At 71.3% G+C, this 12,262-nt stretch carries 9 protein-coding genes; 8 read left to right on the top strand and 1 reads right to left on the bottom strand.

What is annotated here, in order from left to right:
- The first annotated feature begins 230 nt into the window (after positions 1 to 230).
- From H9651_RS02695 to H9651_RS02680, 5 genes are all read left to right on the top strand, one after another.
- Positions 231 to 1,055, top strand: coding sequence for a DUF559 domain-containing protein (locus H9651_RS02695; protein WP_191717579.1), 825 nt, complete (start codon positions 231 to 233; stop codon positions 1,053 to 1,055).
- A gap of 194 nt (positions 1,056 to 1,249) precedes the next feature.
- Entirely contained in the window at positions 1,250 to 2,857 is a 1,608-nt protein-coding gene (locus H9651_RS02690; protein ID WP_191717578.1) for an ABC transporter substrate-binding protein, read from the top strand.
- Positions 2,854 to 3,870 carry an ABC transporter permease gene (locus H9651_RS14965; protein WP_318244732.1) on the top strand — a complete coding sequence of 339 codons (1,017 nt, stop codon included), beginning with the start codon at positions 2,854 to 2,856 and terminating at the stop codon, positions 3,868 to 3,870. The genes H9651_RS02690 and H9651_RS14965 overlap by 4 nt, the downstream gene beginning before the upstream one ends.
- Entirely contained in the window at positions 3,867 to 4,679 is an 813-nt protein-coding gene (locus tag H9651_RS14615; protein WP_225216309.1) for an ABC transporter permease, read from the top strand. Before H9651_RS14965 ends, H9651_RS14615 begins: the two co-directional genes overlap by 4 nt.
- Positions 4,676 to 6,205, top strand: a complete 1,530-nt coding sequence (locus tag H9651_RS02680) for an ABC transporter ATP-binding protein (protein WP_318244731.1) — start codon at positions 4,676 to 4,678, stop codon at positions 6,203 to 6,205. The genes H9651_RS14615 and H9651_RS02680 overlap by 4 nt, the downstream gene beginning before the upstream one ends.
- Positions 6,206 to 6,214: 9 nt before the next feature.
- Here the strand turns inward: H9651_RS02680 and H9651_RS02675 are convergent, their stop codons facing one another.
- Positions 6,215 to 6,874 carry a pentapeptide repeat-containing protein gene (locus tag H9651_RS02675; protein ID WP_191717576.1) on the bottom strand — a complete coding sequence of 220 codons (660 nt, stop codon included), beginning with the start codon at positions 6,872 to 6,874 and terminating at the stop codon, positions 6,215 to 6,217.
- A gap of 221 nt (positions 6,875 to 7,095) precedes the next feature.
- Here H9651_RS02675 and ileS point away from each other — a divergent pair, with 221 nt between their 5' ends.
- The 3 genes from ileS to H9651_RS02660 are packed head-to-tail and all read left to right on the top strand — an operon-like array spanning position 7,096 to position 12,262.
- Positions 7,096 to 10,503 (top strand): isoleucine--tRNA ligase, encoded by a 3,408-nt coding sequence (ileS, locus tag H9651_RS02670; protein ID WP_191717575.1) that lies wholly within the window; start codon positions 7,096 to 7,098, stop codon positions 10,501 to 10,503.
- Positions 10,500 to 11,852: a bifunctional folylpolyglutamate synthase/dihydrofolate synthase gene (locus tag H9651_RS02665; protein ID WP_191717574.1), complete on the top strand. Its 1,353-nt coding sequence runs from the start codon at positions 10,500 to 10,502 to the stop codon at positions 11,850 to 11,852. Before ileS ends, H9651_RS02665 begins: the two co-directional genes overlap by 4 nt.
- Positions 11,849 to 12,262 carry a DUF4233 domain-containing protein gene (locus H9651_RS02660; protein WP_318244730.1) on the top strand — a complete coding sequence of 138 codons (414 nt, stop codon included), beginning with the start codon at positions 11,849 to 11,851 and terminating at the stop codon, positions 12,260 to 12,262. Before H9651_RS02665 ends, H9651_RS02660 begins: the two co-directional genes overlap by 4 nt.

Below are 12,262 nucleotides of genomic sequence, written 5' to 3'. Positions count from 1 at the left end.
CGGATGCGGGCTCCGTGTCGCCGAGACGCGGGCTCCGTGTTGCCGAGATGCGGGGATCTGCCCGAACGCGGGTGGATGCCGCGGATGCCCCCGCATCTCGGCGGATCCCCGCATCCGGGCAGCGGCTCGGGGCATGCAGAGACTCCTCCCCAGCGGCGATCGGGCGCGATGCATCCCCACACCGACGCGCTCGGCCACGCGGCGGCGGCGGGTGTCGCCACACTCGCTGCATGGATCTGATCGCGCACGTCATCGCCCTCGGCGGAGTGGCCCGCTGTGTGTCGCTCCAGGCGGCCGGATTCAGCAAGCACCGCATCGCACGAGCGGTGGCCGGCGGCGAGCTCACGCGGGTGCGCCGCGTGTGGGTGGCGGTCCCCGATGCCGACCCGTTCCTCGTCGCGGCCGCGCGCGACGGCGTGGTGCTCAGCTGCCTCACGCAGGCGCGTCGCCTCGGGCTGTGGGTGCTGTGCGAGGACCGGCCGCACGTCGCGGCGAAACCCAATGCCGGCGGCATCCAGGCCGCGGGCGCCCGCGTTCATTGGGCGCGGCCGCTGCTGGCGCGGCATCCGGATGCCCTCGTCGACCCTGTCGAGAACGTGCTCGCCACCGTCGCCGGCTGCCTTCCGTTCGAGCACGCCCTCGCTGTGTGGGAGTCGGCGCTGCGCCGCCGCCTGGTGGATCGAGCCGCGCTCGAGCGACTGCCGCTCACGCACGCCGCGCGTCACGTGCTGGCGCAGTCGAACCCGTTCGCCGATTCCGGGCTCGAGAGCTTCATACCGCCGCGGCTGCGGTGGCTCGACCTGTCGATCCTGCCGCAGGCCTGGATCGCGGGGCGCCCCGTCGACTTCCTCATCGGCGAACGGCTGGTGCTGCAGATCGATGGTGGCCACCATGTGGGCGCGCAGCGCCGCGCGGACATCGCCCACGATGCGACGCTCCTGCTGCTCGGCTACCACGTCATCCGCGTCGACTACGTGCAGGTCGTCGACCACTGGCTCCGCGTGCAGGATCTCATCCAGCGCGCCGTCGCGCAGGGCCTTCACCGCGCCCGCTGAAGCGAGGGGATCTGCCGGGACAAGGGGGGATGCCGCGCATTCGTCCGCAGCCGGGCAGATCTCCGCAGCTCGGCGAGGCGCGACCCGCGACGCGCGGCGCCACCCAGCGATTCCGACAGCCGTCGGATAGATCTACCGCGTCCAAAAAGGGGTACCGTGGGACGTCTCCCATCCGATCCTGCCTGAGGTCCCGCATGCCTTCGCTTCGCCGCCTGCTTCCCCTGTCCGCTGTCGCCGTCGCGGCGACCCTTGCCCTGTCCGCCTGCGCGCCGACCGGCGGCGAGTCCGCTGACGGCGGCGAGGTGGTGTGGGCGATCGAAGGCGCGAACCTGTCTGCCGGCCACATGGACCCCCAGACCAGTCAGCTCGACGTGTCAGCGCTGGTGCAGCGCGCGGTGCTCGATTCCCTCGTGTTCCAGGAGGCCGACGGCAGCTTCTCGCCGTGGTTGGCGGAATCGTGGGAGGTGTCCGGCGACGGCACGAGCTACACCTTCGTGCTGCGTGACGACGTCACCTTCCACGACGGCGAGCCCTTCGACGCCACCGCGGTGAAGGCGAACTTCGACCGCATCGTCGACCCCGAGACCGCTTCCGCGCAGGCGGCGAGCATGATGGGCGCAGATTTCTACGCCGGCACCGAGGTCGTGGACGACCACACCGTGCGGGTGGAGTTCACCCAGCCTTACGCCCCGTTCCTGCAGGCCGCGAGCACCGCGCACCTCGGCTTCTACTCGCCCGCCGTGCTGGCGGAGTCCGCTGACCGGCTGAAGGCAGGGGGGCCCGGCGTCACCGTCGGCACCGGCCCGTTCGAGCTGACCGACTACACACCCGACCAGGAGCTCGTCTACACGCGCAACGACGACTACGCCTGGGGCCCCGACGGTCAGGGCGCGCCGTCGTTCGAAACCCTGCGGGTGAGCATCCTTCCCGAAGCCGCCGTGCGCGCGGGCGTCGTCGACAGCGGCGAGGCCGACCTCGCCAGCCAGCTGCCGCCGAACCTCGTCGGCGACCTCAGCGACACCCTCACCGTCGAGGCGATCGAGTACCCCGGCCTGCCGTACTCGCTCTACCTCAACGAGGCATACGGTGTCTTCGCCGACCAGCGCGTGCGCCAGGCGTTCAGCCGTGCGATCGACATCGACACCGCCGTCGAGGAGATCTACTTCGGCCAGTTCCCGCGAGCGTGGAGCATTCTGGGGAGCACGACCCCGACCTACGACGCGTCCCTCGAGGGCACCTGGCCGTTCGACCCCGACGCGGCGAACGCGCTGCTCGACGAGGCCGGCTGGACCGAGCGCGACGCCGAGGGCTACCGCACCCAGAACGGCGAACGGCTGTCGGCGCGTTGGATCGCGTGGACGCCCGTGCCCGACGACCGTGCGGCGCTGGGCAACGCGATCCAGTCCGATCTGAAGGCCGTCGGCTTCGAGATCGTGCGCGAGGTGCTCGAGCCGGGTGCCTACAACGAGCAGTACGGGCCCAAGACCTACGACCTCACCGACTGGGGCTTCTCGGGCGTGGACCCCGACCTGCTGCGCAGCCACCTGCACAGCGAGGGATTCCAGAACGCCTCGCAGGTGAACGATCCGGCGATGGACCTGCTGCTCGAGGATGCCGTGGCGACCTCCGATGCCGCCGAGCGCGCCGTGCTCTACCGAGAGGTGCAGCAGTGGAACGCCGAGCACGTCGCCATCGTGCCGCTGTACAGCCCCGCGTTCATCACCGCCGTCGGCGAGACGATCTCGGGCCTCGAGTACGACCTGTACGGACGCCCGCTGTTCTATGGCGTGACGCTCGAGTGAGCGAGCGCCCACGCGGCGCGGAGATCCCGGCGGTTCCGGCGCGGCAGACGCTTCGCCGAGTCGCTGCGCGCGCTGCCGGCATCGCGGTGTCGATCATCGTGGTGCTGTGGGGGGCGGCGACCCTCGCTTTTCTGGCGTTCCGGGTGATCCCCGGTGACCCGGTGTCGGTCATGCTCGGCCCGCAGGCGCAGGTGAGCGAGGCTGTGAAGGACGGCATCCGCGCCGAGCTCGGTCTCGACCGGCCACCGTTGGAGCAGTACCTCGCCTACCTCGGGCAGCTGCTGCGCGGCGACCTGGGGGAGTCGTACCAGCTGCGGATGCCGGTGACCGAGGTCATCGGACGCCAGCTCGGCGCCACCGTGCAGCTGTCGGTGCTGGCGCTGCTCATCGCGCTGACCGTCGCGTTCGCCGTGGCCGTCCTCGCGCGCGGGCGCGTCGCCCGCACGGTCGCCGCCGGCGTAGAGCTCGTGGTGCTGTCCTCGCCGGTGTTCTGGATCGGGCTCGTGCTGCTGAGCGTGTTCGCCTTCGGGCTCGGGTGGTTCCCGGTGTCGGGGTCGCGCAACCCCGCGACGCTCGTCCTCCCGGCCGTCACCCTCGCCCTCCCGGTGGCGGCGCTGCTGGGGCAGGTGCTGCGCGACGGCATCGAGTCCGCCGAGCGGCAGCCGTTCGCGACGACAGTGCGCGCCCGCGGTGCCGGTGCGACACGACTGACGCTGCACCACACCCTGCGGCACGGCGCGACGGGGGCGCTCACCCTCGCCGCTTATCTCGTGGGGTCTCTGCTCGGCGGCGCCGTGCTCGTCGAGACCGTCTTCGCCCGCCCGGGGCTGGGTCGGGTGACCCTCGCCGCCATCACCGACCGGGACCTCCCCGTGATCACCGGCATCATCCTGCTGAGCGCGATGGTCTTCGTCGTCATCAACACGATCGTGGAACTGACCTACCCGCTCCTCGACCCGCGGCTGCGCCGCCTGCCATCGCCGGTCGCAGCGCGTGCGGGGGTGCCGGCATGAGGCCGGCGCAGCGCCTGATGCTGGGCGCTGCGGTCGCCGTGCTCGTGGCGATCGCCGTGGCCGCATTCGCGCCGCAGCTGTTCACCCCGCTCGACCCGCTGCAGACGGATGTGCGCCAGGCGTTGCTGGCCCCCTCGCCCGAGCATCCGTTCGGCACCGACCAGAGCGGACGCGACGTCTACTCCCGCGTCGTGCACGGGGCGGCCCGGTCGGTGGGGATCGGGCTGCTCGCGACCGCCCTCGCGTTCGCGATCGGCCTCGTCGTGGGGTCGGTCGCGGGTATCGCGCCGCGGGCGGTGGATGCCGTCGCGATGCGCGCCACCGACATCCTGCTGGCGTTCCCCGAGTTCCTCATCGCCCTCGTGGTGGTCGCCGTGCTCGGTCCGGGCCCCACGAACGTCGCGCTGGCGGTCACGATCGCCGCCGTCCCGGTGTACGTGCGGCTCGCCCGCGCACAGACCCGCACGCTCGGCGCCGCGGAGCACGTCGAGGCCGCCCGCATCCTCGGGGTGCCTGCCCCCCTCGCCTTCGTCCGCCACGTCGCGCCGGGCGTCGTCGGCGCCCTCAGCGTGCTCGCCACCATCGGCATCGGTTCCAGCATCCTCGCCGCCGCAGGTCTCAGCTTCCTCGGCCTCGGCCCCACCGAGCCCACCCCGGAATGGGGCCTCATGCTCTCGGGCGGACGCAACGTGATCGGCCAGGCGTGGTGGGTGTCGGTGTTCCCGGGCGCGGCGATCACCCTCACCGTGGTCGCCGCGACGATCGTGGGGCGCACGCTGCGTTCCCGCGCCGACGGGAGGGTCTCGTGAGCGCCGTGCAGGTGTCGGGGCTGCGCATCTCGATCGGTGGGGCGACCCCGGTCGCCGGGGTGTCGCTGCGCGTCGCGCCCGGGGAGTGCCTTGCGATCGTCGGCGAATCGGGGGCGGGCAAGTCGCTCACCGCGCGTGCGCTGCTCGGCCTCATTCCCGACGGTGCCCGCATGACCGCCGACGCCCTCACCGTCGACGGCGTCGACGCGCTGCGCCTCGACGAGCGTGGGTGGCGGCAGCTGCGCGGCACCCGCATCGCGCTGGTCTCGCAAGACGCGCTGGTCTCGCTCGACCCGCTGCGGCGCGTCGGGGCGGAAGTTGCCGAGCCCATCGTGATCCACGAGCCGCGGATGCCGCGCGCGACCACACAGGCGCGCGTCGAGACGCTGCTCACCGACGTCGCCATGCCCGACCCGGCCCGCCGGGCACGGCAGTACCCGCACGAGCTGTCCGGCGGACTGCGCCAGCGGGCCCTGATCGCCTCGGCGCTGGCGGGGAAGCCTGCGGTGCTCATCGCCGATGAGCCGACGACGGCGCTGGACGCCACGGTGCAGGCACGTGTGCTCGACCTGCTGCGCGCGATCGCCGACCGCGGCACCGCCGTCGTCTTCGTCAGTCACGACTTCGCCGCGGTCCGCCGCGTCGCCGACCGCGTGGCCGTGATGCGCGGCGGCGTCTTCATCGAGGAGGGCACGACAGCCGAGGTGTTCGATGCGCCGCAGCATCCGCACACGCGTGAGATGCTCGCCGCGTCTCGGCACGTGCCGGGCGTGCACGGCTGCGACGGGGGCCGCGAGACGCCGCTCGTCTCCGCGCGCGCACTGTCGAAGTCGTTCGACCGCCCCGCCGTACAGGAGGTCTCCTTCGACCTCGGCCGCGGGTGCACGCTGGGCATCGTGGGGGAGTCGGGATCGGGGAAGACGACGCTCGCCCGCATGATCGTCGGCATCGAGAAGCCCGACACGGGCACGGTGAGCATCGACGGCGCGACCTGGTCGCATCGTGACGAACCGGCGCTGCGCCGACGCGTGCAGCTCGTGCACCAGAACCCGCTCGGCGCTCTCGATCCGCGCTGGAGCATCGGCCGATCCGTGCGTGAGGCTCTCGCCGCCGGCGGCGTGCCGCGCGCACAGCGCCGCGCCCGGGCCGCCGATCTGCTGGCGGAAGTGGGGCTGGATGCCGCGCTCGCGCGTCGCCGCCCGTCCCAGATCTCGGGTGGCCAGCGCCAGCGCGCCGCCATCGCCCGGGCCCTGGCCGTGGACCCCGACGTGCTCGTGCTCGACGAACCGGTGTCGGCGCTGGATCCCACGGTGCGCGAACGCGTGCTGGCGCTGTTGCGGCGGCTGCAGGCCAGACGCGGACTCGCGATGGTCTTCGTGTCGCACGACCTCGACGTGATCGCCGCCATCGCCGACGACGTGCTCGTGATGCAGGACGGTGCCGTCGTCGAACAGGGCGCGGTGGCGGAGGTGTTCGCCTCGCCGCGGCATCCATTCACGCGGGAGCTGCTCGCCGCAGGGCGGTGAGGGGCGAAATCAGTCGCGCACGTCGATGCCCAGCGCGGCGGCGAACGACTCCGCGAGCGCGGCGACCTGGTGGGGTGCCAGGGTGGCGCCGCGCAGCGTCTGCAGGTCGGTGAAGCCGAGCGCTTCGAGTCCTCGGAGGTCGAGGTGAGATGCCCGCAGCTCACGGGTATCGACGTCGTCGGCGCGACATCCCTCGAACCGCACGCGCTCCAGCCGCGCCGCGGGCATGTCGAGCGTGCCGAGCACGCAGTCGGCGATCAGGATGTCGGCGGCGGTCGCCTGCCCGAGGGAGAGGTAATCGACGCGGGCACCGCGGATCTCCACGGCATCCAGCTGCGCGCGCGACAGGTCCAGCGTGCCGATGCGGCCTCCCGTGATGCGCACCGAGCGCCACGTGCCGCTGACGGCGGCGAGGGTCGTCGCCCGCAGATTCTCGATCTCGACATCGATGAGGGTCGCTCCGGTGAGATCGAATCGCTCCAGCGGCGACAGCGCGAGAACGCATTCGACGAACCGCGAGTGCGCGGCATCCACCTCACCGCAGAGCCCCTCGATTCGTGACTGCGTGAGGTCGGCGCGGCGCTCCAGAGCCGTGACCGGCGTCAGTCGCGCCGGAAGGTCAGGCGCGGCTGATCGGGGCGGAAGAGGACGGACCTGGCGTGCAGACATGCATCCGAGCCTACGTACGCGTACAATCGGACGATCAGCATCGATCCGGACATCACCGGGGAGCTCTCGGAAGAACGCGGGAAACCGTCAGTAGAACCGAGCGGGTCAGGCCCGTCACAGCCGCAGTGAGAGAGGGTCCACGGTTCGCCGGGGCCACGCGGGGTGGTACCGCGGCCCGAAGGGTCGTCCTCGCAGGACGCATCGCAACCTGCTGGAGTGACATGACCTACCCCCGACCTTCGACAAGCTCAGGCGACGGCGCCGCGTTCGGCCTGACCCCGGGCGTCGTGCCGAGTCCGCGCCTGCCCGACATCGAGCGCGAAGTGCTGGCCTTCTGGGAGGCCGACGACACCTTCCGTGCGTCGATCGCACAGCGTGAGGGCGCACCGGAGTGGGTGTTCTACGACGGCCCGCCGTTCGCGAACGGCCTGCCGCACTACGGCCACCTGCTCACCGGTTATGCCAAGGACCTCTTCCCCCGCTTCCAGACGATGCGCGGCAAGAAGGTCGACCGTGTCTTCGGCTGGGACACGCACGGGCTGCCCGCCGAGCTCGAGGCGATGAAGCAGCTCGGCATCACCGAGAAGAGCCAGATCGAGCAGATGGGCATCGACGCGTTCAACGCGAAGGCCCGTTCTTCGGTGCTGGAGTACACGCACGAGTGGGAGGACTACGTCACCCGCCAGGCGCGCTGGGTCGATTTCGAGCGCGGCTACAAGACTCTCGACACCGGCTTCATGGAGTCGGTGCTGTGGGCGTTCAAGGAACTCTACGAGAAGGACCTCGCGTACGAGGGGCACCGCGTGCTGCCCTACTGCTGGCGCGATGAGACGCCGCTGTCCAACCACGAGCTGCGCATGGACGACGACGTCTACAAGATGCGTCAGGACCCGTCGGTGACCGTCACCTTCCCGCTCGTCGGCACGAAGGCCGAGGCCATGGGGCTCACCGCGGTGCGGGCCCTCGCGTGGACGACGACCCCCTGGACCCTGCCGACCAACCTCGCCCTCGCGGTCGGTCCCGACATCACCTACGTCGTCGTGCCCGGCGGCCCGCTCGGCGCCGCCGACGTGCACGAGGACCGTGCCGAGGGCGAGTCGCACCGGTACCTGCTGGCCGAGGACCTGCTCGCCGGCTATGCGAAGGATCTCGGCTACGACAGCGTCGAGGCCGCACGCGAAGCCGTGCAGCAGACGGTGCGCGGCGCGGACCTCGCCGACGTGCACTACGACCGACTGTTCGACTATTACGCCGACGCCGAGGTGTGGGGCACCGAGAACGCGTGGCGCATCCTCGTCGATGACTACGTCACCACGAGCGACGGCACCGGCATCGTGCACCAGGCGCCCGCCTACGGCGAGGACGACCAGCGCATCACCGATGCCGCCGGCATCCCGCTCATCATGAGCCTCGACGACGGGGGACGCTTCCTGCCCCACGTCACCGACGTCGCCGGCGAGCTGTGGATGGATGCCAACCGCCCGCTCATCCGCCTGCTCAAGACCGAAGGCCGCCTCGTGCGCGAGGCGAGCTACGAGCACTCGTACCCGCACTGCTGGCGGTGCCGCAACCCCCTCATCTACAAGGCCGTCTCCAGCTGGTTCGTGCGGGTCACGGCGATCAAGGACCGCCTGATCGAACTCAACGAGCAGATCACGTGGGCGCCCGAGAACGTCAAGCACGGCCAGTTCGGCAAGTGGCTCGAGGGCGCACGTGACTGGTCGATCAGCCGCAACCGCTACTGGGGTTCGCCCATCCCGGTGTGGCGCAGCGACGACCCCACCTACCCGCGCGTAGACGTCTACGGCTCGCTCGAGGAGATCGAGCGCGACTTCGGGCGGCTGCCGCGCAACTCCGACGGCGAGGTCGACCTGCACCGCCCCTACATCGACGAGCTCACCCGGCCGAACCCCGACGACCCCACCGGGCAGTCCACCATGCGCCGCATCGAGGACGTCTTCGACGTGTGGTTCGACTCCGGCTCGATGCCGTATGCCCAGGTGCACTACCCGTTCGAGAACCGCGAGTGGTTCGACGAGCACGCCCCGGCGGACTTCATCGTCGAGTACATCGGTCAGACCCGCGGCTGGTTCTACGTCATGCACGTGCTCTCGGGCGCGCTGTTCGACCGGCCCGCGTTCACGGGCGTGGCCTGCCACGGCATCGTGCTGGGCAGCGACGGGCTGAAGATGTCGAAGTCGCTGCGCAACTACCCCGACGTATCCGAGGTGTTCGACCGGGACGGCTCCGACGCGATGCGCTGGTTCCTCATGGCCAGCTCCGTGCTGCGCGGCGGCAACCTCATCGTCACCGAAGAGGGCATCCGCGCCGGCGTCCGTGAGTTCCTGCTGCCGCTGTGGAACGCCTGGTACTTCTTCGCCACCTACGCCAACGCCGCGGGTGCCGGGACCGGCGGGACAGGCTACGAGGCATCGTGGCGCACCGACTCGACGAACGTGCTCGACCGGTACATCCTCGCCCTCACCGGCGACCTGGTGCGCGACGTCGCGACGGAGCTCGACGCGCTCGACTCCACGACGGCGGCCGCGAAGCTGCGCGACTTCGTCGAGGCGCTCACCAACTGGTACATCCGTCGCTCGCGCGACCGGTTCTGGGCAGGGGTGACCGACGACCCGAGCAGCCGCGAGGCGTTCGACACCCTCTACACCGTGCTGGAGACCCTCACCCGGGTCGCAGCCCCCCTCATCCCGCTCGTTTCCGAGAAGATCTGGCAGGGACTCACCGGCGGGCGCAGCGTGCACCTGGAGGACTGGCCGGACGCCGACCTGTTCCCCGCCGCCGACGACATCCGCACCGCGATGGATGCCGTGCGTGAGGTCACCAGCGTCGCCAACGCGCTGCGCAAACGCGAGGGCAAGCGCGTGCGTCTGCCGCTGCCGCTGCTGACCGTGGTGGTGCCCGATGCCGCCGCCCTCGGGCAGTTCGACGACATCCTGCGCGACGAGCTGAACGTCAAGGCAGTCGAGCTGGTCGATTTGCGTGAGGACACCGGTGCGGAGTACGGCATCACGCACCGCCTGTCGGTCAACGCGCGCGCCGCGGGCCCGCGGCTCGGCAAGCAGGTGCAGCAGGTGATCCAGGCGGCCAAGGCCGGCGATTGGTCCGAGACCGACGGCGTCGTCACCGCGGGCGGCGTCGCGCTGGAGCCGGGGGAGTACGACCTGGTGCTGGAGACCAGCGGCCGCCCCGACGGCGAGGCGCTGTCACTGCTGCCGGGCACCGGATTCGTGCTGCTGTCCACCACGACCACCCCCGAGCTCGAGGCCGAGGGCTTCGCGCGCGACGTCGTGCGTGCCGTGCAGGACACGCGCAAGGCGGCCGGATTCGACGTGAGCGACCGCATCCGCCTGCAGCTGCTGTTCGAATCGGCCGACGACGCGTCGTCGCTCGAGGCGGGCATCGACGCCGCGGACGTCGCGGGGGAGACCCTGGCCGTCGACCTCGCCGCCCGTGTGGCGGGGCGCGACATCGAGGTGCCGCCGGGACCGGATGAACAGTGGCATCCGGATGTCTTCGGCGACACCCCCGATCACGTCGGGTACGTGCCGGCGGGCACGTACACGAACCAGGGCGGCTTCCACGTCGCGGTGAGCCGGGTGAACGCATGAACGACCGTCGCAGGGCCGACGCCGTCTACGAGACCTTGCTCGCCCGTGCGGGCGAGCGCTGGGTGCAGCCGCGCAAGGAGCGCACCGCACGGCTGCTGGAGTACCTCGGCGACCCGCAGCGCAACTACCGTGTCGTGCACGTGACCGGCACCAACGGCAAGACGTCGACGAGCCGGATCATCGAGAGTCTGGTGCGCGCCCATGGGCTGCGCACCGGCATGTTCACGAGCCCGCATCTCGAACGGTTCACCGAACGGATCGTGATCGACGGCGAGCCCATCGCCGACGCCGCTGTCGCCGACGCGTGGGACGAGGTCGCACCGTTCGTCGAACTCGTCGACGCCGAGCTGACGGCAGCGGGGGAAGAGCCGCTGACCTTCTTCGAGCTGCTGACCGCCCTCGCATTCGTCGCGTTCTCCGACGCCCCCGTCGACGTCGCCGTGATCGAGGTGGGCATGGGCGGGTCGTGGGACTCCACCAACACCGCCGACGGCGACGTCGCGGTGTTCGCCCCCATCGACCTCGACCACGCCGACCGGCTGGGTGGCACGATCGCCGAGATCGCCGAGGTCAAGTCGGGCATCATCAAGCCGGGCGCGGCCGTCGTCTCGGCGCGGCAGGATGCCGCCGCCGAACGGGTGCTGCGCGTTGCGGCCGCCGCCAACGACGCCACGATCGCCTTCGAGGGCGACGGGTTCGCCGTCGCCGAGGACCGCATGGCCGTCGGCGGGCAGCTGATCGCGGTGCGCGGCCTCGCGGCGCAGTACAGCGACCTCTACCTGCCGCTGTACGGCGCGCACCAGGCGTACAACGCCGCGCTGGCCATCGCAGCGGTCGAGTCGCTTCTGGGCGCCGCGACGCAGCCGCTGGCGGCAGACGTGCTCACCGAGGGCCTCGGCGAGGCGACCTCGCCCGGACGCCTCCAGCTCATCGGCATCGCCCCCACGGTGATCGTCGACGGGGCGCACAACCCCCACGGGGCCCGTGCCCTCGCGCAGGCGCTGCGCGACGCGTTCGACTTCGACGAATGGGGCGTCGTGCTCGGCGCCCTCGCCGACAAGGACGTCTCCGGTGTCGTGGCCGAGCTCGCCCCGCTCGCGGCGCATGTGTTCGCCACCGCGCCGCAGTCCGACCGTGCGACCGACCCGGATGCCATCGCCGACCTCGCCGAAGCGCTCGGCGCCGCGGTGAGCGTGCACCCCGACGTCGCCGACGCGGCATCGGCCGCGCGGGAGTGGGCTGCGGCATCGGAACGTCGCGCCGTCATCATCGCCGGCAGCGTGGTGCTGGCGGGCGAAGCGATGACCGTCGCATCCGAAGAGGACTGGAAGAGCGGGTGGAGCGCGTGAGTGCACGCCAGACCGCCGCACGTCGGCCGCGCCGCGCGCGCGGCGCCCAGGAGTCGCTGGCATCCATCGTGCTCGTGTTCGAGTCGATCGTCGCGTTCCTCGCGGGGCTCACGATCTTCGGCGTGCAGGCGCTCCCCGCGGGCATCGAGCCGTGGTGGGGGGTCGTCGCCGGCAGCGTCATCGCGGTGCTGATGATGCTCACCGCCGGTCTCGTGCGCCACAGCTGGGCCATCGTGTTCGGCTGGGTGCTGCAGCTCACCATCGTCGCCGGCGCGATCTTCGTGCCGGCGCTGGCCCTCGTCGCCCTCATCTTCGGCGCGATGTGGGCCTATGCGACCATCAAAGGTGCCTCGCTCGACCGGCGCAACGCGCGTCTGGCAGCCGAGGCCGAACAGCGAAACGGAGACTGA

It is taken from the genome of Microbacterium pullorum (assembly GCF_014836535.1).
In the GTDB taxonomy this organism is placed as follows: domain Bacteria; phylum Actinomycetota; class Actinomycetes; order Actinomycetales; family Microbacteriaceae; genus Microbacterium; species Microbacterium pullorum.
This window is presented reverse-complemented; position numbering and strand designations above follow the sequence as displayed.